Source organism: Pseudomonas sp. RT4P38 (assembly GCF_054897765.1).
In genome coordinates this window covers 2,171,387-2,195,135 of record NZ_CM142703.1, presented here as the reverse complement: position 1 = coordinate 2,195,135, position 23,749 = coordinate 2,171,387, and the positions used below count along the sequence as shown (strand labels likewise).

Annotated in this window: 20 protein-coding genes; 15 read left to right on the top strand and 5 right to left on the bottom strand. The window is 51.6% G+C overall.

What is annotated here, in order from left to right:
• Positions 1-5 precede the first annotated feature (5 nt).
• Together ACYZT7_RS10195 and ACYZT7_RS10190 are read left to right on the top strand one after the other, a co-directional pair.
• A complete protein-coding gene (locus ACYZT7_RS10195) occupies positions 6-338 on the top strand; it encodes a hypothetical protein (RefSeq protein ID WP_462040913.1) in 333 nt (110 codons plus the stop codon).
• 14 nt (positions 339-352) lie between these two features.
• Positions 353-1,858, top strand: coding sequence for a conjugal transfer protein TraG N-terminal domain-containing protein (locus ACYZT7_RS10190; protein ID WP_462040912.1), 1,506 nt, complete (start codon positions 353-355; stop codon positions 1,856-1,858).
• A gap of 15 nt (positions 1,859-1,873) precedes the next feature.
• Here ACYZT7_RS10190 and ACYZT7_RS10185 read toward each other — a convergent pair whose 3' ends face one another.
• On the bottom strand, positions 1,874-2,233 hold the full coding sequence (locus ACYZT7_RS10185) for a DUF3742 family protein (protein ID WP_462040911.1): 360 nt from the start codon (positions 2,231-2,233) through the stop codon (positions 1,874-1,876).
• Positions 2,234-2,444: 211 nt separating this feature from the next.
• Between ACYZT7_RS10185 and mobH the strand changes: the two genes are divergently transcribed.
• From mobH to ACYZT7_RS10170, 3 genes are all read left to right on the top strand, one after another.
• The gene (mobH, locus tag ACYZT7_RS10180; protein ID WP_462041766.1) at positions 2,445-4,277 is read left to right on the top strand and encodes a MobH family relaxase; all 1,833 of its coding nucleotides are present in this window, start codon (positions 2,445-2,447) and stop codon (positions 4,275-4,277) included.
• A 113-nt stretch (positions 4,278-4,390) separates the two neighbouring features.
• Positions 4,391-5,368 carry an IS5 family transposase gene (locus ACYZT7_RS10175; protein ID WP_462039262.1) on the top strand — a complete coding sequence of 326 codons (978 nt, stop codon included), beginning with the start codon at positions 4,391-4,393 and terminating at the stop codon, positions 5,366-5,368.
• A gap of 353 nt (positions 5,369-5,721) precedes the next feature.
• Positions 5,722-6,006, top strand: coding sequence for a hypothetical protein (locus ACYZT7_RS10170; RefSeq protein ID WP_462040910.1), 285 nt, complete (start codon positions 5,722-5,724; stop codon positions 6,004-6,006).
• A 63-nt stretch (positions 6,007-6,069) separates the two neighbouring features.
• On the opposite strand, the gene ACYZT7_RS10165 is transcribed toward ACYZT7_RS10170, so the two are convergent.
• The 3 genes from ACYZT7_RS10165 to ACYZT7_RS10155 form a co-directional block, all read right to left on the bottom strand.
• Positions 6,070-6,936, bottom strand: coding sequence for a DNA/RNA non-specific endonuclease (locus tag ACYZT7_RS10165; protein ID WP_462041765.1), 867 nt, complete (start codon positions 6,934-6,936; stop codon positions 6,070-6,072).
• A gap of 230 nt (positions 6,937-7,166) precedes the next feature.
• On the bottom strand, positions 7,167-7,310 hold the full coding sequence (locus ACYZT7_RS10160; protein ID WP_462040909.1) for a hypothetical protein: 144 nt from the start codon (positions 7,308-7,310) through the stop codon (positions 7,167-7,169).
• Between the two features lie 114 nt (positions 7,311-7,424).
• The gene (locus ACYZT7_RS10155; protein WP_462040908.1) at positions 7,425-9,419 is read right to left on the bottom strand and encodes a polysaccharide biosynthesis protein; all 1,995 of its coding nucleotides are present in this window, start codon (positions 9,417-9,419) and stop codon (positions 7,425-7,427) included.
• A 271-nt stretch (positions 9,420-9,690) separates the two neighbouring features.
• Here ACYZT7_RS10155 and ACYZT7_RS10150 point away from each other — a divergent pair, with 271 nt between their 5' ends.
• From ACYZT7_RS10150 to ACYZT7_RS10110, 9 genes are all read left to right on the top strand, one after another.
• Positions 9,691-10,002 carry a hypothetical protein gene (locus tag ACYZT7_RS10150; protein ID WP_462040907.1) on the top strand — a complete coding sequence of 104 codons (312 nt, stop codon included), beginning with the start codon at positions 9,691-9,693 and terminating at the stop codon, positions 10,000-10,002.
• Positions 10,002-10,823, top strand: a complete 822-nt coding sequence (locus tag ACYZT7_RS10145) for an ABC transporter permease (protein WP_462040906.1) — start codon at positions 10,002-10,004, stop codon at positions 10,821-10,823. The genes ACYZT7_RS10150 and ACYZT7_RS10145 overlap by 1 nt, the downstream gene beginning before the upstream one ends.
• Positions 10,813-12,090, top strand: coding sequence for an ABC transporter ATP-binding protein (locus tag ACYZT7_RS10140; RefSeq protein ID WP_462040905.1), 1,278 nt, complete (start codon positions 10,813-10,815; stop codon positions 12,088-12,090). The genes ACYZT7_RS10145 and ACYZT7_RS10140 overlap by 11 nt, the downstream gene beginning before the upstream one ends.
• Positions 12,087-15,104, top strand: a complete 3,018-nt coding sequence (locus tag ACYZT7_RS10135) for a glycosyltransferase (RefSeq protein WP_462040904.1) — start codon at positions 12,087-12,089, stop codon at positions 15,102-15,104. Before ACYZT7_RS10140 ends, ACYZT7_RS10135 begins: the two co-directional genes overlap by 4 nt.
• A gap of 31 nt (positions 15,105-15,135) precedes the next feature.
• Positions 15,136-15,630: a GtrA family protein gene (locus ACYZT7_RS10130; protein ID WP_462040903.1), complete on the top strand. Its 495-nt coding sequence runs from the start codon at positions 15,136-15,138 to the stop codon at positions 15,628-15,630.
• Positions 15,631-15,638: 8 nt separating this feature from the next.
• On the top strand, positions 15,639-16,739 hold the full coding sequence (wecB, locus tag ACYZT7_RS10125; protein WP_462040902.1) for a non-hydrolyzing UDP-N-acetylglucosamine 2-epimerase: 1,101 nt from the start codon (positions 15,639-15,641) through the stop codon (positions 16,737-16,739).
• Positions 16,739-17,839: a glycosyltransferase family protein gene (locus ACYZT7_RS10120; RefSeq protein ID WP_462040901.1), complete on the top strand. Its 1,101-nt coding sequence runs from the start codon at positions 16,739-16,741 to the stop codon at positions 17,837-17,839. The genes wecB and ACYZT7_RS10120 overlap by 1 nt, the downstream gene beginning before the upstream one ends.
• A gap of 308 nt (positions 17,840-18,147) precedes the next feature.
• Positions 18,148-19,143: a glycosyltransferase family 2 protein gene (locus ACYZT7_RS10115; protein ID WP_462040900.1), complete on the top strand. Its 996-nt coding sequence runs from the start codon at positions 18,148-18,150 to the stop codon at positions 19,141-19,143.
• Between the two features lie 57 nt (positions 19,144-19,200).
• The gene (locus ACYZT7_RS10110; protein WP_462040899.1) at positions 19,201-21,681 is read left to right on the top strand and encodes a hypothetical protein; all 2,481 of its coding nucleotides are present in this window, start codon (positions 19,201-19,203) and stop codon (positions 21,679-21,681) included.
• A 360-nt stretch (positions 21,682-22,041) separates the two neighbouring features.
• Here the strand turns inward: ACYZT7_RS10110 and ltrA are convergent, their stop codons facing one another.
• A complete protein-coding gene (gene ltrA, locus ACYZT7_RS10105) occupies positions 22,042-23,310 on the bottom strand; it encodes a group II intron reverse transcriptase/maturase (protein WP_462040898.1) in 1,269 nt (422 codons plus the stop codon).
• Positions 23,311-23,381: 71 nt separating this feature from the next.
• Between ltrA and tnpB the strand changes: the two genes are divergently transcribed.
• Positions 23,382-23,741 carry an IS66 family insertion sequence element accessory protein TnpB gene (tnpB, locus tag ACYZT7_RS10100; protein ID WP_462040897.1) on the top strand — a complete coding sequence of 120 codons (360 nt, stop codon included), beginning with the start codon at positions 23,382-23,384 and terminating at the stop codon, positions 23,739-23,741.
• Positions 23,742-23,749 lie beyond the last annotated feature (8 nt).

Below are 23,749 nucleotides of genomic sequence, written 5' to 3'. Positions count from 1 at the left end.
TAGCCATGAAACAAGCCCAAACTCGTCGAACACCCAAAGGTCAGCTCATCCTCTGGGTGGCACTGATCACCCTGGCAGTAGTCGTCATCGGCCTGTTGGGCATTGACGCAGCTCATAACATCACAGGCTTGAGCCAGTGGCTGCGCACACAAGCGTCAGCCCTACTGATCTGGCGTCTGACTCTGTACAGCGGCACCGTATACGGCTGGTACCGCATGCGACGGCGCTTCGCTTACCAAGGATTTACTTCACCACGGCATCAACGTCTGCTGCACGCAGAAGTCGCCGCCGTTTCTGCGATTGCACTGCTCGAATTAATGACCTTCAGCTCGAACTGACCACGGACGATCCCATGACGCTCTACACAAATGACTATCTGGAGTTTTACCTGACTTTGGTTGGGTGGATCGTCAACAACGGAATCTGGGAGCTGCTGGTTGCCAGCGGCGTGTTCGCCCTGCCCTTTCTGGTGATCATTCTTCAGGAGTGGCTCAGAGCTCGAACCGAAGGTGCCGATGAGGGCAACAAAGGCGTGCTGTCCTCATTGCGAATCGAAAACCGAGTGTGGGTCGCCATCATCGTCATCATGTTCGCGGGTATCCCTTTCATTGATGTCGACTTGAACACCATTGAGTTCGACAGCACTCGCTCCAACCAATGCCAAGTCAGCGTCCCCAAGCCAGAAGACACTCGCTGGTCCAACAGCTTCACAACGCTCAACAACCAAAGCGCCAAAGTGCCCATCTGGTGGTTCTTCATGCACTCGATTTCCAAGGCTATTACCGGAGGATCCATCGCAGCCATTCCGTGCGGTACGGACCTGCGGCAAATGCGCATGGACATTGACGCCACTCGCATCGACGACCCAATTCTGGCTCAGGAAGTAGCTGACTTCAGCAACGATTGCTACGGGCCGGCGCGTGCCAAATTGTTCATGAGCCGTCCCACCCTGAGCGACGAACAATTGGACGACATCAACTGGATTGGCTCAAAACACCTGCTCAACACCAGCGGTTACTATGACAAGTATCACTCCAAGACACCTCGCAGCCGTTGGCCATTCAACACCGCGCGCGACGCTGGACTAGCTCAAGTACCAGGTGGCGGGGGTTATCCAACCTGCCGGCAATGGTGGTCAGATGCAGGCCACGGATTGCGATCAAGGCTTCTGCAACAGGTCGACCCAGACCTACTCACCCGACTCAGTAAGTGGGCAGGCTTCCTGAGCAAAACTGAAGCCGATGACGCCGTCATCCGCTCCGTCGTATCCCCACGTCAACAGACGCTGAACCAAGGACAGGTCTACTCCAGCTACGGGGGCCAGATCGACATGAAGGCGTCAAACATCGCTGCGCGCGCTGCCGCAGACTTGGGTCTGACCGTTGGATCAACAGCCTTCTTTCCGGCCATGGATGTCGTTCGCCAAGCCCTACCCATGGTCCTTTCCTTCCTTAAGATGGCACTGACCATCTGCATCCCACTGATCCTGGTCATCGGCACCTACGACCTCAAAGCCCTCATGACCATCAGCTGCGTTCAGTTCGCCCTGTTCTTCGTAGACTTCTGGTTTCAACTGGCCCGCTGGATCGACAGCACTATCCTCGACGCGCTGTACGGCTGGAACTCACCGCACAGCAATTTCAACGTACTCATGGGTCTGAACAACTCCTTCAGCGACATGCTGCTGAATTTCGTTATGGCGACGATGTTTATCGTTCTACCAGGGTTTTGGGTTGCGAGCTTGGCTTGGGCAGGCGTCCGTGTGGGAGGCATCCTCCAATCACTCAATGACAGTACGAAACAGGCTGGAGATGCAGGTTCCAAAGGGAGCAGCCTGGGCCTGAAAATGCTCAAGTGAACCCCTTCCTTTGAATCAATCATCAAAACGGGGATCATCCGGATCGTTGAAATTAATGGGGTCATAGAAAACACTTTTTTTATGATCGTTTGGATCTCCAACGGCCCACTCCCCGCTTTCTCGTGCTGAGTCCACATGGCATTTTGATGATACATAAGCGATGGCTACGATCGCAGCGAGCGAACCGACCACGAGCAGTATCATCAGAAGGAGATTGAACCGCATTGTCCACGCCAAGGTACTGGCAACATAACCAGACATTCCTTTGCCTTTGAACCAAAGGATCGCCTCAGTCTCTCGGCGAACATATCTGCGCCATTGTCTCCCAGCCCATTGACCAAATCGCGCCGCCCTCGTAGGTCGTTCCCCCTCCATTTCAAACACCTCCCTGTTCGCAGAATCCTGCTGTCCATAAAAAGGGGACGACTCGCTCGCCCATTCAACGTAGCGACCACCAAGCAGGTTGCCGCAGCCTCAAAAGGTAAACGGAAAAAAGGAACGGACCAAGGGAATGGAGCACAAGGGGAAAGGCCCTACCCAAAAAGGAGAAAAGTCCTTCCTCCAGACCATGCTAACAGGAGGAAACATGCTTTCAATTTTCTATCGCAAGCCCAAACCAACTCAAAAGGACACTGCCCAAGCCGAGCAATCAACTCCCACAGGACTCACCGCTCCGATGTCAGCTCTGTCACTGCTGGCAACAAACCGCCGACAAAAATTGCTAAACAACATTTGGCAGCGTACCGCCCTCTCCCGCGACCAATTCAATAAGCTCTACCTTGATCCCATCAGACGCTATGCCGAATTGGTACAACTGCTTCCTGCCTCAGAAAGTCACCACCATGCCTATCCCGGCGGAATGCTGGACCATGGCCTCGAGGTAGTTGCCTACGCCTTAAAACTGAGGCAGTCCCTACTCCTTCCCACGGGTGCACAACCGGAAACTCAGATCGCCCAAGCTGAAGCCTGGACAGCAGCAATCGCCTACGCCTCCCTTGGCCACGACCTGGGCAAAATCGCTGTCGATGTACACGTCGAATATGCCGACGGGACGCTCTGGCATCCGTGGCACGGTCCTTTGTCACGCCCCTACCGACTGCGCTACAGAAAGGATCGCCAATACCGGCTACACGGCGCTGTATCAGGCGTGCTGATCTGCCAAATACTGAACAATGACATTCTGGATTGGCTCTGCACATTCCCTGAACTCTGGACCTCGCTGCTGTTCAACCTGGCAGGCCAGCAAGAGTACGCCGGCGAGCTAGGCACTCTTGTCTCTCAAGCCGACCAGGCGTCAGTAGCCCAAGCACTCGGTGGCGACCCAAGCGTGGCGATGACAGCACCCAAACACGCACTGCAGCGAAAGCTATTGGAAGGACTCCGTTACCTGCTCAGCGAAGAGCTGAAAATCAATCAGCCTCAAGCCTCAGATGGATGGCTTACCAATGACGCACTGTGGCTCGTCAGTAAAACAGTCTCTGACAAACTTCGCGCACACCTACTTTCACAAGGCGTCGGCGGCATTCCAGAAAAAAACATCGCCGTCTTCAACGTCCTTCAGGAGCACGGTATCGCTCTACCGAGTGCTGACGGAAAAGCCATCTGGAATGCTACCGTCACTAGTGATACCGGCTGGACCTACAGTTTCACCTTCCTGAAATTGTCGCCAGCATTGATCTGGGAGGCCGGTGCGCGCCCAGAACCATTCACCGGAAGCATCACCGTCGACGTAATCGATAAACCGATCAACTCTGCCGGCACCGCCATCGTCGTCTCCAACCCGCCATCGCCACCTGCAAATGCAACAAACCAAGCTCTGTCGAAACCAAACCCACCAGCAGCACCTGCTCCTGGACGAGCAGCACCAGATTCAGTTGATATGTTGATGGATCTGTTCGGCTCCCCTCCTCCCTACTTTGAAGAGCTAGACGCCATGGAGGACATTGAGCTTCAAGTCATACAGGCACCGACTATCCCGACCATCGTCGAGCCATCTGGAGCCCACTTCATGGAGTGGTTTACCAAGGGCGTTCAGACACATCGCATCATCACGAACGACAAGAGAGCACTGGTCCATAGCGTCAGCGACACTCTCTACCTCGTCACACCCGGGATCTTCCGACGCTACGCACAGGAGCATCCTCACCTGGCCAAAATCGCCAAGCAGCAAGGTTTGTACGATTGGGAATGGATACAGAGACGCTTCGAAGAGCTGAAGCTGCATCGAAAGCAACGCAGCGGGCTGAACATCTGGGTGTGCGAAGTCACCGGCCCACGCAAAACAAGGTTACTGAACGGATACCTGCTCAAATCACATGGAGGCTTACTCAACGATCTTGCCTTGAACAATCCATACCTGAAGCTGGTGAAGCCTGGCCGAACAGAAGAATCGCCACCCGCTTCAGGACACACTCAGTAACCGGTTTTTGGATTGACAGAGCACGCGTTTGAAAGCACTTTAGGGAAACTCTGAAGAAGACTTCCAAATCTGGTGAAATACCCGCCTGACACGAACACGACGGTTGAGTCCCGATGAAACAGATGTCCTTCGCCGATGCCGAGTATGCCGGCAAACGTAAGCAGACCCGCCGCGAGCGCTTCTTGATCGAGATGGATCAGGTGGTGCCCTGGAAGGGCTTGGTTAATTTGATCGAGCCGCATTATCCAAAGGGCGAAGGGGGCCGTCCGGCGTATCCATTGATGGCCATGTTGCGGGTTCACTTGATGCAAAACTGGTTCGGCTACAGCGATCCGGCGATGGAAGAAGCGCTCTATGAGACTACAATTTTGCGCCAGTTTTCGGGGCTGCACCTGGATCGGATCCCCGATGAAACCACGATCCTCAACTTCCGGCGTCTGCTGGAAAAACATGAGTTGGCCGGTGGGATTTTGCAGGTCATCAACGGTTATCTTGGCGACCGAGGGTTGATGCTACGTCAGGGCACGGTGGTCGATGCGACGATCATTCACGCGCCGAGTTCGACCAAGAACAAGGACAGTAAACGCGATCCCGAAATGCACCAAACCAAGAAAGGGAATCAGTATTTTTTTGGTATGAAAGCGCACATCGGCGTCGATGCCGAATCCGGCTTGGTGCATAGCCTGGTGGGCACGGCGGCCAATGTGGCGGACGTGACGCAGGTCGATCAGTTGCTGCACGGTGAGGAAACTTACGTGTGTGGCGACGCCGGTTACACCGGCGTGGACAAACGTCCCGAGCATCAGGATCGCAAGATGATCTGGTCGATTGCCGCCCGACCAAGCAGCTATAAAAAGCACGCAAAAAAGAGCCTGATCGGGCGCATGCGACGCAAGATCGAATACGCGAAAGCGCAGGTGCGGGCCAAGGTTGAGCATCCGTTTCGCGTGATCAAGCGCCAGTTTGGTTATACGAAAGTGCGCTTTCGTGGCTTGTCGAAAAACATCGCTCAACAGACAACCTTGTTCGCTTTGTCGAATCTGTGGATGGTGCGAAAACGGTTGATGGGGATGGGCGAGGTGCGTCTGTAATGCGGGCTAATCGCCCTGAAACAGCGCGATCAGAGGAAAGAACCGTGAATTAAGGACAAGAAGGGCTGTTTTTCGACCGATTCATTTTTTTTGAACCTCAAGTAGTGAAGGCATCAAAAATCGGTGGGTACTTCAGACCTTCCTTAGGGCAATGTTTTGCTGATTCGATCAGCTACATGCCCAGCTGACAGGATCTTTCAGTCGGTGCTACGGTTCAACCGTAGGATCCATCCCAATGACCGCATCGCTTCCGGTAGCGCGGTCAGTCGACTAAGTCGATGGAAGCACAGTTTTTCTCACCCACGACGGGCCTTCCCGTTGTGGGTAGGCCTTTGTATTTTTTTGGAGGCCTTATGAAAATGGAACTGGCTCTATATACAGCGTTGATTTCGATCAACGTCCCCGAGCTGAAAGCCCATGCAGTCATCGAAGCGTTGGAATCAGACATGCAAACCTTTCTAGCAACCAAGAGTGATATCAGTATTCTTGAACATCGGCTGACCAGCGATATTTCTACTCTTGAACATCGGCTAACGGCGGAGATTGCTAAAGCTGATTTGAAACTTACAATTCGTATGGGTGTGATGCTGTCGGCTACCATTGGTATTTTGATCGCAGCTATGAGGTTCATTCACTAAATAATCTGGCTAGAACTAATCCGGAACCACCTGTCTTACGACAGGTGGTTTTTTTATGCGTATCTAGTGGGTGGAAACTGCGGATGAAGCGCATCCGATTTTCTGAGACAACTGCCCGCGTTTAGATTTCAGATCTGCCTGAACGTCCTGTGACAAACTGCTCCACAGCGTCAGACCCGAACGTTCTTCTATCTCTTCTACCGTCACCTGGAAGTCACAGAAGCTCGCTGAGCGTGGGATGCTTTGCTCCATGATGAAAGCCGCATAGAGGCCGTTGGCAGGAGTACTACCAGTAAAGATCACTTTCCAGTAGCCACTGGGGATCGTATGGATCTTGTTTGTGCCTGGTAGCGAACCGATGTTCTTTTCGTAGAGAGGACCTGTGGCCACATACACGGCATCGATGTCAGGCGCCTTGCTCAGGTTGCGTTCTTGATCCTCTAAGCGAGCCCATGCGCCTTGGTTCAAGTCAGCTTTTTGCGGGGTGATGTTGGTGAGGTAGTTCAGGGTCTGCCAATCGGTTACGCCGCCCATGGAAGCGAGGTTTGCCTGGTGGCCCCTGTCAATTTTCAGGGCGACGCTGGCTCCGTTGTAGTCGACCGGGTTTAGCGTTTCTCCGGTGGGAACGTCGGGGTCTGTTTTCCAGTTTCGGGGGCGTCCGCTGGCTGGGGTTTCCTTTGTGATTTTGTAGGCAACCCAGTTGGCAAATTTCGTTGAGCCGTTGTTGTTTAGGGTATAGGTCTGACGGTTGAGTGTCAGTTCACTGCCGCCAGAGGGACAGCCTACTGAGCAGTTGTCGACGGCTGAGGATGGCGCTAACTGAGGTCGCTGGGACTTACTGGAAACGTCAGCTGGCAGGGGAATGGTGCACGCCGCTAAAAGTGGGATCGCGGCGATGGATAGGAACTTGATTTTTTGCACTCCTTGCATCGAAAAAATCTCCTGAAAATGGCCGCTGAGCATAAAGATCAACCGCTAGTAAGGCCATATCGCGGACGTGCCAATATGTATCAGGAAATGCGAAGGCTCACTCCTGAGCGACCAAAAACCGTAACTCCGATGCGACTCGGGACGCATCCTAAGGGGCTGGCTCCGGAAAGAAATGGGAGCACAGCATCGGGGATCAGGTGGTGACTTTGAATGTGGGGCTTATGGAGCGCTTACTTCAGATCGACCTTGCCGGTCAGTGCCAAGGGAGAAACTTCCACCACCAAGGGTGCATTGCCAGCCTCTGGTTTGACCGTCGGCTCAACAATGGCAGCAATAGACGCGCTGGTGAGCAAGAGTAGAAATAGCCAGTACACATAAATGACGCTCCATGACATCGATTGAGAAAGCAGCTTTTCCGAAGCTGCCTCCCAAACTTAGGCGATGTCTGTAGCCTGTCAAAAATGTGTCCGTTACAGGATGTGAAACAATCAGGGTTCGAGGCGACGTTGCTGGTAGATCCAGTCAACGATCTCGCCATCGGGGGTGTAGCCGCTGACGGTTTCGCGCAGGAGCTGACGGACGCGACTGTAATCGTCATGATCGACAGCAATCAGCAACTCCCTCAAACGGCCCTTGAGTACATCCCAGGGCAGATGATCTTCGTTCGCGCTCATGATCATCGGATGTTGCGTCGCTGCCACGTTGTCGCCGATCAGCAACTCCTCGTAAAGCTTCTCCCCAGGACGCAGACCGGTGAATTCGATGGAGATGTCACCCTGCAAATTCTTGTCTGAACGAACGCTTAAACCCGACAGGTGAATCATCTTCTCTGCCAGCTCGACAATCTTCACCGGCTCACCCATGTCCAGAACGAACACATCACCGCCCTGCCCCATGGAACCCGCCTGGATCACCAGTTGCGCAGCTTCGGGGATGGTCATGAAATAGCGAGTGATTTTCGGGTGGGTGACCGTCAACGGGCCACCTGATTTGATCTGCCTGTGAAACAGCGGGATCACTGAGCCGGATGACCCCAGCACATTACCAAAGCGCACCATGGTGAACCGGGTCTTGTTGACCCGGGAAACATTGGCCGTATCGCCAAACAGCACTGGAGCGATTTCGCGACTCAAGGCTTGTAGCGTCAGTTCAGCAAGGCGCTTGGTACTGCCCATTACGTTTGTAGGCCGGACAGCTTTATCCGTGGAAATCAACACGAAATTCGCTACGCCCGACTGTAACGCTGCCTGAGCGGTATTGAGGGTACCAATGACGTTGTTCAAAACCCCTTCAGCAATATTGTGCTCGACCATGGGTACGTGCTTATACGCGGCAGCGTGATAAACGGTATCCACATGCCACGTCTTCATCACATCCAGAAGTTTGTCCGGGTGGCGGATGGAGCCCAGAATCGGCAATAAGCGGACCGAAACAGACTCTCGGCTGACCCGATGTTCCAGCTCAGACAGGATGCTATAAAGGTTGAACTCACTATGTTCGAATAACAAAAGCGTGGTCGGCCCGAGAGAAAAAATCTGCCGGCAAAGCTCTGCCCCAATCGATCCGCCAGCCCCCGTCACCATCACGGTCTTGCCTTTGACGCAGCGCTCTAGGAGATCAGGTTGCGCTGGCACCGAATCACGCCCCAGCAAGTCGGCGATATCCACTTCCTGGATATCCTCGACCTTGACCCGGCCACTGGCCAGATCGGTGAAGTTGGGCACGCTGCGAACATGAAGCGGGAAATCTTCCAGAAGATTGAGAATTTCCCGACGTCGTGCACGAGTAGAGGAAGGGAGCGCCAAAAGGATTTCTTGCGCTCCGGTGACATCGATCATTTGCTGGATGTGCTTGGGTTTATAAACTTGCAACCCGGAAATGGATCGATCGGAAATACTTGAATCATCGTCAATAAATGCCACTGGGCGCATTACGCGTCCCATGCGCAGCGCCGCCACCAGCTGATTCCCGGCCACGCCTGCTCCATAAATAGCCACTTTGGTCAAACCATCGTCGCGATTAGTGAAAGGAACGTGTTGCGCCGCGGTGAACCAATCCCCCATGAAGTACTGCCGCATACACAAGCGCAAACCGCCTATGATCACAAGGCTTAGCCACCAATAATTGAAAATGATAGAGCGCGGGATGACGGTCTCGTGATTGCTGTACCAATAGACCACGAGTGCCAGAATCAGCGAGGACATGCTGACGGCCTTGATTATCGTGATCAGCGCATCATTGCCGAAGTAACGCATGACCGCCCGGTACATGCCAAAGCGGATGAAAAGAGGAATGGCGATCACAGGCGCGCTGGCGAAGAGCCAGAAGTGAACACGGAAAGGGTTGTACATATCATCAATGCCAAGACGCACGATGAACGCCAGCCATAGCGCAATCCAAACAAGAATGCCGTCGGTGGCGACTTGAATCAGTCGTTTTTGCCTGCGAGGCAGACCCAGCAGAAAAATTCGAAATTTATCCATAAATAATTGGCCGTCTCTGGCCCCATCCCCCTACAGAAACCGATGGCTCATTGTACGTAATTGTGGACACCGCCCGCTAACCAAAAATTCTTACCTAAAGCATTATCCATAAAGTTTCACCCCTGACCTTGTAGTAGAGCCCTCTAAACCTCCCCCCTTTTCCACAATCGCGACAGCCCCTATGGGCTGAACAGCAGAATCAACACTTCAAAACAAAGTGAGAAGCATTTCTAAAGCGCCAACTCCGTACCCGTGCGCCAGTGCAGGCCAAATGCCAGCCAATATCGAAAAAAAAGCTGTCGAGCGCTGCGCGTCAGGCAAAAATGGACGGCTGACTAGTGAAAAAACCTGGCCCAATGCGATACCATGCGCGACGCGGCTGGAGCCGGGTGCTGCACGAACAGATCGTGCCGGCAAACCTTATCTGGCCGACACCAATCAAGGCGATAAATGCATGGAAACGTATAGGCAGGACTATAACGGGAGGGCCCGATTTTCTCCCTCGCAACGGATCATCGCTCCCATCGTTCAAATCATGTTTTCAAATGGGCCACTAGCAAAAGAAGTCGAGTCAAATCACTGATGCAAAATTACTCAGCACACCCTTTCGAAATGATAAAAAGCCTGTGGCGTAACAAACGTCTCATTGTGCAACTAAGCAAACGTGAAGTGCTCGGAAGATATCGTGGCTCGGCGTTGGGTTTATCATGGTCTTTTTTCAACCCAATATTAATGTTGGTCATTTATACGTTTGTGTTTTCAGTTGTGTTCAAGGCCCGCTGGGGTACAGGAGCAGATGAAAACAAAACTGACTTCGCCATCATTCTGTTTGTCGGCTTGTTAATTCACGGTTTTTTTGCCGAGTGCATAAACAAATCGCCCACGCTTATTACTTCCAACGTCAGTTACGTGAAAAAGGTTGTCTTTCCGCTCGAAATTTTGCCGTGGGTCGCCTTTTGCTCCGCCTTGTTCCATGCAGCCATCAGCCTGTTGGTATTGCTGGTTGCTCAACTGATTTTCAAACACAGTATTCCAGTCACAGCCCTGCTTCTCCCTATTGTGGTGCTGCCATTGCTGCTCGGCATTATGGGGTTGAGCTGGCTATTTGCGTCGCTGGGTGTCTACCTGCGGGATATCAGTCAGATAACGGCCATGTTCTCCACCGTCCTGCTATTCATGTCGGCAGTATTTTTCCCGATAACCGCCCTGCCGGAAAAATATCAGTTCTGGATCAGAATTAATCCTTTGGCCTCCCTGATCGAACAGAGCCGCAACGTGCTCGTGTTTGGTCAACTCCCCGATTTCACTGCTTGGGCCATCATGTTTACCGTAGGAGCATTGATCGCGTGGTGCGGATTCGCCTGGTTCCAAAAGACACGCAAGGGGTTCGCTGATGTCCTCTGATGCGGTCATTAAAATCGACAACCTTAGCAAGTGCTATGAGGTCTATGACAAACCGCATAAACGCTTGCTGCAAATGCTGTTCCGGGGGAAGCGCAAGTACTTCCACGAGTTCTGGGCATTAAAAAGCGCCTCTCTGGAAGTCAAACCGGGTGAGACCGTCGGTATAATAGGAAGTAACGGCTCAGGCAAGTCGACATTGCTTCAGATGCTTTGCGGAACCTTGAATCCAAGCTCAGGCACAATCACCGTCAAAGGTCGGGTTGCCGCCCTTCTGGAGCTTGGCGCAGGCTTCAATCCCGAATTTACCGGCAAAGAAAACGTCTACCTCAACGCTGCGATTCTGGGTCTGAGCCGCGACGAAATTGATAGCCAGTATGCGGCCATTGAAGAGTTCGCGGAGATTGGCGAATTCATCAGCCAGCCTGTAAAGACCTACTCTTCCGGGATGTACGTTCGACTCGCTTTTTCGGTTGCCGTCCATACCAAACCCAGCATCCTGGTGGTTGACGAAGCGCTTTCCGTGGGTGATGCACGCTTTCAGGCCAAATGCCTGGATCGCATCAAGCAGATGAAAGAGTCCGGGGTCAGCATCTTATTTGTTTCTCATGACGTCGCAGCAGTGCGCACATTATGCGATCGGGCGCTTTGGCTAGATAAAGGCACTGTACGCGGTCTCGGCGACGTCTTCCCGATCACGGCACAATACACCGAGCACCTGTTTAACAATGCGCCCAACACCGGAAATGCGCCGAGCAAGGCAGTCACCGATACCGAACCGCATAAAGCCAGCCAACCCATTAATCATTGGGGTTCACATATTGGCATTATTCAGGATGCCGGTATTTACGACAGCACTGGCGTAAAAAAGAATCTGTATTCCGATCACGAAAAAATGTTTGTGAAGATCAGGTTCAATATTGATGCACTCCGAAGTATAGAGGGCCTGTCCGTTTCATTTTCACTGAAAAACTTGTCTGGCAGCGATCTGATTGTCGGTAGCACTTGGAACGACAAGCTGAAATTCTCCAACGACGAAAAATTTCAAGAAGTAAGCTTTGAACTTGAAAACCCACTCTGTTCTGGAGAATACCTGTTAGTCGCTGCGATAGAAAACCGCTCTTCCGCCGCTATCCATTACTACGAGTACATGGAAGGCGCGCAGTATTTTTCATCATCTTTCCTCAGCAATGCATCCGGGCAATTCATGCCTCGAATCTCTATCAATATTGAAAAAAGCAATTCCGGCAAGGGAGCAACAACACCATGAAAAAACCGTCTGATTCCATAACGACCACTGGTGAAGTGAACTCCAAGACTTACTGGGATTTTCGCTTTTCAAATGACTGGGAAGAAAACTTCGGCAGAGAGCAAAGTATCTTTTTCAGTGAAGTGGCGGCCGAGAAAATTCCCGCATGGTTGTCATCGCTGATCGCCACCGACAACCTGACGATGTGCGACTGGGGCTGCGCGCAAGGTGACGGCACCCAACACCTGTCCAAGCGCCTGAACACTCCCGGCCTTGTGGGCGTGGACTTTTCTTCGGAAGCTATTGAAAAAGCGAAGCAGGCTTATCCGCAGTGCCAATTCCTGTGTGATGACTTTCTAGCAGGCAGCGACGCTCCACAATGGGACATTCTGTTTTCGTCCAATACGCTCGAGCACTTCGAGTCGCCATGGACTGTGCTGGACACCGTATCGGCCAAAGCGAAAAAATTCATCGTCCTGTTGCTGCCTTTCCGGGAAAAAGAACTCATTGATGAACACTTCTACTCCTTTCAGTTCGACAATATTCCAGCTTTTTTCGGAAATTGGGCACTCACGCACAGCAGCATCACCGATACATCGGACTGCCAGCCAAACTACTGGCCGGGCGAGCAAATTCTGCTGATTTACACCAATGTCCAGGAACACTCAGCCCAGACGCTGAGCCTGGCCAACGTTCATGTGGAAGCCGACACAGCCCTTTCGGACCTGAAGCGCCGAATGGTAGAGGCACGCAACAAAATCACCGAGACAAATGCAACTATTGACGAGCTAATGACGCGTCTGGCTGATACGGAGCAAGCCCTTCACAAGAGCCAGGAAAATAGTATTGCCATCTCCGACCACCTTGTTCTTATCCAGTCGCAATACAACGAGGTAATCAACAGTCATTCCTGGAAGATCACTCAGCCGCTGAGATTCTCGACTCGCCTACTGCGTCATGGCCTGCAACCCAGCGACAAGCGGGCTCTGAAGAACAAACTGCGCAGCATTTTCAATCGACTTCCTTTACCAGAAGCCATCAAGACAGCTATTCGCAAGTCATATACCCACTTGGTCCGCACGCCTATGTCCGCGATGAAAGGGCAGTTTCTGGCAGGTGGGCAATTCGACCTTCCCGGTATTGTGCCAGCACCTCAGGAAAAAGGGCTGCCTGACTATATCTTCTGGGGCGTGATTGACTGGCACTTCAGACACCAACGCCCCCAGCAATTGGCACAGGCCATTGCGGGCGCGGGACGGCGGGTTTTTTACGTTTCGGTCAACCTGGTTGATGATCCCCGCGGCGGCTTCACCGTTGAGCAACTGGATAGCGCCGGGCGGCTCTTCCAGATCAATCTTTACGCCAAAGGTGCGCCCGTTATCTACAACAACCCACCGGGCGTTGATATCGCCGATCAGTTGAAGGCATCTATTGGCCAGGTTTTGAACTGGGCACAATCCGGTCAGCTCGTCTCGGTGATTCAGCACCCATTCTGGTACGAAACAGCGGCAGTGCTGCCTGACAGCGAACTCGTCTACGACTGCATGGATCACCACGAAGGATTCGGAAACGTCTCTGAAGAGGTGCTGTCCATCGAGCGAGCGCTGATGCGTAACGCCGACATCACAATCACCACGTCCACCTGGCTGGATGAAATCGTCGCGCAGCATACCGACAACCGGGTTCTCATCAGAAACGCGGGCGAATATGACCATTTCGCAGTCAAGCCTGCCGACATGTACGTCGATCCTCAGCAACGCAAGATCATTGGTTATTACGGCGCCATCGCCGAATGGTTTGATGTCAAGCTGCTGGAAAACGTCGCCAAGGCGTTCCCTGAACATTCGATTTTGATGATCGGTGCTGACACCGTCGGAGCCCGTGAAAAACTTGCGCACTTAAGCAACGTGACGTTCACCGGCGAGATGGCCTACAGCGAACTGCCGAAGTACTTGCATGCCTTTGATGTTTGCCTGCTGCCGTTTCAGGTCATCCCCCTCACCCTGGCCACCAATCCGGTCAAGGTGTACGAGTACCTGAGCGCGGGTAAACCGGTAGTCTCGGTTGACCTGCCGGAAATCAAGCAATTTGAAAACCTGGTCCATGCAGCACCAACCACCGAAGCCTTTATCAGTGCTATCAATGAAGAATTGAACGCCACGGACTCGGCTGACCGAGTGCAGGCCCGCCAACACTTTGCCAAGAACCAGACCTGGGCGCATCGAGCCGAACAGATGATCAACCGGATCGAACTGTCTCGGTCAGTACCTAATGTCAGCGTCATTGTGGTGACTTACAACAATATCGAGCTGACCAAAGCCTGCCTCGCCAGTCTAGACATGCACTCCAACCATGAAAATCTGGAAGTTATTGTTGTAGACAACGCGTCTGCGGACGGCACGCCTGCCCTCTTGCAGGAATGGGTGACCCAAGGCTCGAACCGCTCGATCATCTTGAACGAAGACAATCGAGGCTTTGCTGCCGGCAACAACCAGGGCCTGGCCGTAGCCACTGGCGAATACCTGGTGCTGCTCAATAACGATACCTATGTCACTCCAGGCTGGGTCCGGACGCTTTATCGTCATTTGCAACGCAACAAGACCATCGGGATCATCGGCCCGATCACCAATAACATTGGTAACGAAGCCAAGATCCAGATCAGTTACAACAACATGGACGAGATGCTCGTGGAGTCGGGCAAGTACACCCGTAGCCATATTGGCAAGGTCCAGCAACTGTACACAGCCGCCTTCTTTTGCGTGATGTTTTCCCGCAAGACCTACGAAACCATTGGTCCATTGGACGAAGCGTTTGGTCGTGGCTTTTTCGAAGATGATGATTACTGCCGCCGAGTCGAGCAGCTTGGCCTAACCATTGGTTGCGCCGAAGATGTCTTCATCCACCATCATTTGTCGGCTTCGTTCAATAAGATGAGAAGTGCCGATCGCCAGGCTCTTTTCGAACAGAACAAAGCCACGTACGAGGCTAAATGGGGCACTTGGACACCTCACACTTACAAGAACACCCAGAAATGAGTACATCAATGGCTCTTCACAAAGCATCGACATGCTCCCCCTTTTTTCCGACGTGGCGATGAACAAGGACCTCGACTTCCCCAGTGCGATCAAGAAGGTACTTGATCGTCATTGGTATGTGCTTGGGGAAGAAGTCAGCAACTTTGAAAACGAGTTTGCACAATACGGTGGCATTAATACTGCCTTTACCTATGGACTGTACTTCGGCCTGCAAGTGATTATGCCTTACCAGGTTGCCTATGCATTTGCATTTGCACTGGGTATCGTTTTTTCATACTGGTTTAATTCGACAATTGTGTTCAAAACACCCGTCAGCTGGAAAGGCTTCATGACCATTCCGCTGGTGTATTTGATCCAATATGTGCTATCCGCCATACTACTTGGATTTTTTGTCGAACAGATTGGCATTAATCAACTTTTTGCGCCGCTGTTCGTCATCATCGTTACCGTCCCCACTACCTTCATACTGACCCGCTGGCTCCTGCGAAGAGCGAAGGTCCCACCCAATTCAATAAATTTTGCATAGGAAACACTATGAAAATGAAAATTATCTGCACCGTCGGCACACGCCCGGAAGCCATCAAGATGGCCCCCGTCATCCTCGCCCTCAAGCAACAGCCTTGGGCAGAAGTACGGGTTCTGGCCACAGCGCAACACCGCCACATGCTCGACCAGGTCCTGAACTTCTTCGGCATCGTACCCGACATTGACCTGAACATAATGCGCCCGAATCAGACGCTGACTGCGCTGACCGCCCGACTCCTGCTGGAACTGGATGACGTATTACTAGCCGAGAAACCTGACGTAGTTCTGGCTCAAGGTGATACGACGACCGTTATGGCCATGTCCCTGGCCTGCTTCTATCACCGCATTGCGTTTGGTCACGTCGAAGCAGGGCTGCGGACCTGGGACATGCAGAACCCGTTCCCCGAGGAAGCTAATCGCGTACTCGCTGGCCGGCTGACCCGCTGGCATTTCGCGCCTACCGAGAGCTCCAAGAGCAACCTGATGCGCGAAGGTATCGCGGAAAGAGACATCACTGTGACCGGCAATACCGTGATTGACGCCCTGCTGATGACCGCTTCGAAGGATTTGACTCTGGACATCGAACTGGATGACAGCAAGCGCCTGATTCTTGTGACATCCCACCGCCGTGAGAACTTCGGCGAACCCTTCAAAGGCATCTGCCGCGCACTGAAGGCTCTGGCCGAGCGCAACAGCGATGTGCAGATCCTGTATCCGGTTCATCCGAACCCGAATGTCAAAGACGTCGCTTACGAAATTCTGGGCAATACGCCAAATATCATTTTGTGCGAGCCTCTGGATTACGCGCCGTTCATTGCCGCGATGAAAAAGTCCTACCTGATCATCAGTGATTCGGGTGGCGTTCAAGAAGAAGCTCCGGCACTGGGTAAACCGGTTCTGGTCTTGCGTGATGAGACAGAGCGACCTGAAGCAGTGGAAATGGGCGTCGTGAAACTGGTTGGCCCGAACCATGACCGAATTCTGGAAGAAGCGCAGACATTGCTTGATAGCCAGGACGCTTACAAAGCGATGGCACGGGGCGTCTCTCCTTATGGTGATGGCAGAGGCGCAGAGCGCATTGTGGCGGTTCTTAAAGAGCACTGCCGTTAATGCGTCTTGTCTATTTGTCACCCGTTCCATGGTCCAGTTTCGCCCAGCGACCGCAAAAGTTCGCACGCTGGTTCCATGCATCAACCGGTGGCGAAGTACTGTGGCTGGACCCCTACCCCAGCCGCTTTCCTTCTTTGGCAGACTTCAAAAAAATTGGCGTCAGCGATCAAACGGAAAAAGACGACCTGGAACCGTGGTTGACCGTATTGAAGCCCAGGGCTTTACCTATAGAACCGTTACCGGCATCAGGCCTTATCAATGGCGTGTTGTGTTGGGCTGATCTGCTTAAGACGGTCCAGGCTTTTTCGCAACAAGGCAGTACTTTACTGGTCATCGGAAAACCCACCGTACTGGCCCTGAAAGTGTTGAACCAGCTGAAAGATCATCCATCGGTATATGACGCCATGGATGATTTCCCGACGTTTTATTCGGGCATCTCAAAAAATGCCATGGCGCGTCGAGAGCTCGAAATCGGTCGAAAAACAACCTTTTTGCTGGCATCTTCGACAAAATTGAAGAAAAAGTGGGAACGTCAGCGACCAACCGTTAAATTTGTTCCCAACGGCCTCGATGTCACGCTCTTGCCACCCGCGAAAGAGAAAAGTGGTAACCCATCGCCAAAGGTTTTCGGGTATGTCGGAACTGTTGGCGCGTGGTTCGACTGGAAATGGTTGATCAACCTCGCAGAAAGCCGGCCAGATGATCAGATCCATGTCATAGGGCCCGTGTTTAACCCGACCACACTGATGCTGGCACCGAATATCACGTTTTTTCCGCCGTGCAGCCATAAAGATGCCCTGCAGAAAATGCTGACATTCGATGTCGCACTTATCCCGTTTCTGCAAAATGAACTTACATCGTCTGTTGATCCGATAAAGTATTACGAGTACCGAGCGTTAGGCTTGCCGATTCTCTCAACAAGCTTTGGTGAAATGGCTTACCGGGGGGAACAGGACGGGGTTTATCTTTGCGATTCACCCGCTGACTTCAATCCTGCGATAGGCCAAGCGCTTGAATACTCAAATACAACAGCATTTTCCGAGCAGTTCAAACAGGAAAACAGCTGGGAGGCACGCTTCAACGACGCCGCTTTAGTTTGAGTCCCTGAGAGTACTCACTCCATGACCGGATCGACGGAACATGGCGTGAGTACACGTCAGAAAATTGCGCCCGTACAGCCGCTACGCGATTTACCCACATACCCATGTAATGTCCCTCCCGGTCAGCAGGTCACTCCTGTCACTCGATAGTTAAAAGAGCCGATCTACTTTGAGCTCTCCGGCCTCCCCCTCCCGCCCACCTTTTTACTGGCAAAGTCAGTGACCTGTAACGATGAAACGATTAAGATATTGGCAATCATGCCGAGAACCTGAATCTTGGTCCTGCCTTGTTGAAAAGGGAGTTAACAGTGGAAACGCTACAAAAAATTGCGGTCGTAATACCCAGCTTCAAAGTAAAAGGGCAGATATTGGATGTCATTTCAAAAATCGGCCCAGAAGTAAATCGCATTTATGTAGTTGATGATTGCTGCCCGCAAAACACCGGAAATTACGTCAGTGAACATTGCACGGATCTACGTGTCAACGTTCTGTACAACCCTGTAAACCTCGGTGTAGGGGGAGCCGTGATGAATGGTTATAGCGCCGCCATTCAAGACGGGATGGACATCATTGTTAAAGTCGATGGTGATGGGCAAATGGACCCTCGCCTGATTCGGCAGTTCGTAGCACCGATTATTGGTGGTGAAGCGGATTATACAAAAGGAAATCGTTTCTTTGACCTTGAAGAAATTCACGCAATGCCAAAAATGCGTTTATTTGGCAATGCTGTTCTCTCCTTCTTGACAAAACTTTCCTCCGGATACTGGGACCTGTTTGACCCCACCAATGGCTTTACCGCGATTCACCGGGATGTGGCCAAACACCTGCCGTTTCATAAAATTAGTAATCGCTACTTTTTCGAGACCGACATCCTCTTCCGCCTCAACACACTAAGAGCCGTTGTGATCGACATCCCAATGGACGCTAAGTATGGTGACGAAGAAAGCAATTTGAAGATATCAAAAATTGTTGGTGAGTTCCTTGTTAAACACCTGAGGAATTTGTCAAAGCGAATCTTCTATAACTATTACTTGAGAAATATGTCGCTGGCTTCCCTTGAACTACCACTGGGCATTTTGATGCTCACCACAGGCACTGTGTTCGGTATAAGCCACTGGGCAATGGCAATTAACTCTGGCATTCCCACTCCTGCTGGTACGGTGATGCTATCCGCGTTGCCGATAATTTTGGGCACCCAGTTTATACTTGCTTTTATCGGCCATGACGTTGCCGCAGTTCCTAAACGCCCATTCCATTTAAATGTACAGTTTAAAAATCACCGGCTCGACCAATGCAAAGATTGATCAACCGCACACAATCAATGTTGGCAAAATGTTTCATGACGCTTGGTAGCCTTTAATATGTACGACAAAAAATTATTGCCAACGCTGGTCGCAGGCCTACTTCTATTATTTACAATCAGCATCCCGATGCTGATTAATCAGTACTCAGGGACTTTCCCCTATTACTGGAACCTGCCGCTGATATTAGACACTCTCGCCTGGGCACTACTTGTACTTCTGTTCGCTGCGTTACTGACATTTACAGGCTCAAGATACTCAAACCATCTACTTATTGGTGGATTATTTATCTACCTAGCTTTGGGTACTGGTGTATTGTCAGCACTGTCCAGCCTCTTATTTATCACCTCAGCCTATTTACTCGGCAGAGGGGCGTTTCACCTAACCTCGAACAATGATGACCACAAGACATATTTTTATCGCGCAACATTGGTAGGCATCGCCCTATATGTCGCACTGTTCAGTATCCTAATTCATTTCCCAATCAATACTAGATCGCTTTACCTGGCGATTGTTGCTCTGCCCTTCTGCACACTGACCCTACGTTCGTTCCGCGAGACACTCTGGTTAGCCCTAACATCAAAAGCACAGAGAAGTTCCCAAGCGCTGCAAGCAATATCCTTTCGCTCCGTCGTCGCATCCACTTTTATCATCGGCTATATTTTACGCTTCGCGTTCTTTCCGACTATAGGTAGTGACGACAATGTCATGCACTTACGGATGTGGACCGAACTCACCAATACCCTGCACTACAGTTTCAACGTTGAAAACCAGATTTGGTCCGTCGCACCCTTTGCCTATGATTTACTCCACGCCATACTGTCGATCATTTCCAACGCAGATGCGCGTGGCTCGCTGAACCTGATCGTTTTAACCCTGTTACTTTACGCTCTTTGGGCTATTTCGGCCTCTACCCTAAAAAGCAATGCTGACAGACTATTGGTGATACTACTTTTCTGCAGCACCCCCATTATCGCGCCGCTATTGATCTACTTACAGACTGAGCTTTTTTTGGCATTTCTTGTGACCAGTGCGGTAAAAATTCTGCTTGAAAGGGAAGAGAATGCAGCTGTATCCAAACTAATATCGGTTCTGGCAGTAGCTGCCCTATGCGCTGCAACAAAACTACCCGGAATGGTCTTGGGCGCCATTGTGCTGACTGCATACCTCCCGGCACTCATAAAGGATAGAAATTTACTTCTCAAAGGCAAAAACACGTATAAAACACTCGCTTTCTTAGCATTAGCTGCTCTTTTTTCTTTCGTAGCTTTACAATCATATGCCTTTTCATGGCTGAGGACGGGCAACCCTCTTTTCCCGCTTTACAATGGAATTTTCAAATCCCCCTACTATTCGCTAGATAATTTTTCAGACCCTCTTTACCAGAAAGGCTTCACGCTACAAAGTTTCTGGTCACTGTTCTATAACAGCGGCGCTCATTACGAGGCAAATAACTTTACCTCTGGCTTCCAGTATCTGTACCTTTTCCCGCTAGGGCTGATTGCACTTATAGCCAGCAAGGCGACCAGTCGAGTTATAAAGTTTTTACTTGTATTACCAGTGTTTGGATTTGGGCTGGCGATGTTTTCCGCTACGCAATACTGGCGATATCTATTCCCGATCCTGCCCCTTGCTAGCATCATCATTGGTTACCTTTTGGTCAATCCTAAGAACATCGATGGCACACCCGAAATCGGACACAGAGTTACTCAAACTGTATTTGTTTTCCTCATCGGCGTAAACATTTACTTTCTTCCTGGAATTGCGTGGTTTCTGACTACCCCGGCACAAGATGCTTTCACCAATAACGGCAAAACCAGCATTAGTGAGAGCCTGGCCCCTTCCAGAGCGATAACAGCCTATTTGAACGCCACCACGCATAACCCGGTGGTGCTGTACGATGTCAGCGCATCCTATGGTGCAACTTTACTAGGACAACCCATCTATACCAGTTGGTACTCCCCGGCGAAAAGCAGGGCGTTCGGCAGTGTAAAAACTAAAGATGAAATCGCCTTGCTGATAGATCAATGGAAAATCGAATACGTTGTCTGGAATTCATCTTTTGCAACGTCCATCGCGAGTCGTCAAGCGATGCTGGGCTATCTGACAGAGCACGGCCAGCCTATCTACCAAATGGGTTCAGTCTTTCTTTACAAGCTTTCTAAAGAAAAAATCGACTATCAGCTTGTTTACAGCCTCCAACAGCAAACCGCCTCTAACTTAATAATGACTGAGACCCAGAACTTCGTCGCCGATACAACACCTCGGGTTATTTCGACGATTGACAGCCAAAACTCCAAGTCTGCGAAGTATGATGTAACGTTTGAATGTTCGAGCAACAGCGGTTCGTTCATTGCACAAATCAACTGGAATGTTCCGCCCGTTTATTACAAGCTCATCCCTTGTAATGAGGGACGCACCAGATTTACAGAAACACTTCCTATCCCGGTAGGTGCTACATCTGGAGATGTTTACATTACAGCTAGAGACCGTGACAACGTCGAGGTGATCAGCCTTACTGTTGGTGTTGCCCACCCCTGAATCAAAGAGTCAGGCAGCGTTAGTGACCGATAAAGCCGGTTGCTAATGCTGCTGCTGGCAAGTACGGTCGCGGTAGGAATGGCAGTCACCTGCCACCCCCCGCACAGATCCGTACGTGCGGAATTACCGCATACGGCTCCCGCCTTGGGGTTTGACGCCGAAGCGGGTTATGGGATAAGGGTGCATCGGTAACTCACGCGGATAGGGGATGAATAGTCTTGCCAGAGCAGTCATGCGCTCCCAATTCAGACGGTGTCGCTGACTCCGCCGTTTAAGAGCATGCCTCCATGCACTGATAATTTGGTCGCGGTAGGAATGGCAGTCACCTGCCACCCCCCGCACAGATCCGTACATGCAGAATTACCGCATACGGCTCCTGCCTTGGGTTTTGACGCCGAAGCGGGTTATGGGATGAGGATGCATTGGTAGCTCGCGTGGATAAGGTATGAACAACCGGGCCAGTGCAGTCATGCGCACCCAATTCAGTCGGTGTCTCTGACTCCGCCGTTTAAGGGCATGCCTCCATGCGTCGATAATTTCACGGCGAAAAGCATCCAACCGCCGCGTATTACCGGGGACATTGTAATAGTTGCAATACCCTCTAAACAGCCGGCTCAACCACTGGCCAATCACTGGGACTGGCTCATGCCTGCGTTTGTGAAGTTGCGCCCGTATCTCTTTGAGCGTTGCCCTCATACGTTTGCCGATGGTTACACGCCCAACCACGAACATACCGCTCTTGGTTTGATCACAGAAATGGGTGAACCCGAGAAAATCGAACGTTTCGGGCTTACCTTCTCCGCGCTTATTACGATCTTCGACCGCGAACCAGCCAAACCGCAGCAAACGTGTTTTCTCGGGATGCAAAGTCAGGTTGAACTGGGCAAGTCGAACTTCCAACGCATGGCGAAAACTCCGTGCATCTTCATGTTTTTCAAACCCTAGCACGCTGTCGTCTGCGTACCGCACGGCGATCATCTCGCCCTGTGCTGTACGCCCACGCCATTGCCTAACCCACAAATCCATCACGTAGTGCAGGTAGATATTGGCTAATAGCGGTGAAATAGGCGCACCTTGTGGTGTGCCCTGCTTCGCAGGAGTTCGCTTTCCGTTTTCAAGAACACCTGTACGCAACCATCGGGCTATTAACGCTAACACCCGTCGATCCGCGATTCGGTGTTGCAGGAAACACATCATCCACTCGTGATCGATGGTGTCAAAGAACGCACGAATATCCACGTCCAATACCCAGCGCACACGAGAGTTTTGTATTCCTACCGATAAAGCATCCAATGCATCGTGTTGCCCTCGACCAGGGCGAAACCCATACGAAAGTCCGAGAAAGTTCTGCTCGTAAATTGCATTGAGCACTTGCACGACTGCGGCCTGGACGATCTTGTCTTCCAGCGCAGTAACGCCCAGCGGTCGCTCGCTGCCATCTGCCTTTGGGATGTATACCCGCCGAACAGGTTTGGCTCGATAGCGACCACTGTGCACTTTGTCGTGCAGGACTTTCAGCTTCGTGAGCAGGTCTTGCTCGTACTCTCGCCACGATAGGCCATCCACACCACTGGCCGCATCTCGTTTGAGGTTGTAGAAACTCTCGCGCAATAACTGTATCCGCTCCATGAACTCCACATTCCAAGCGGATAGCTGACGGCTGATGCTGTGCTCCCGATTTCCATCAGGAGCCCATCACCATGATGCGTCCCAATGCCAACGTTGAAAAAGTGTACCTCTACCCGAAGCCTGTAGATTTTCGAAAGTCCATCGACGGCCTGGCTGCATTGGTCGAACTGGACATCAAAGTTGCGGTGTTCGACCCCGTGCTTTTCGTCTTTCTAAATCGCCACCGCAACCGCGTCAAAGTGTTGTACTGGGAGCGCAACGGCTTCTGCCTTTGGCTCAAGCGCCTGGAGTCTGAACGTTTCAAACTTTCCCCTGATGAGGTCGACGAGGCGATCGTGCTGACTGTCCAGGAATTGAACTGGTTACTGGATGGCTTTGATCTCTGGCGCAATCGTCCTCATAAGGTTTTAACGCCAAGATTCGTCGCCTGACGGGTATA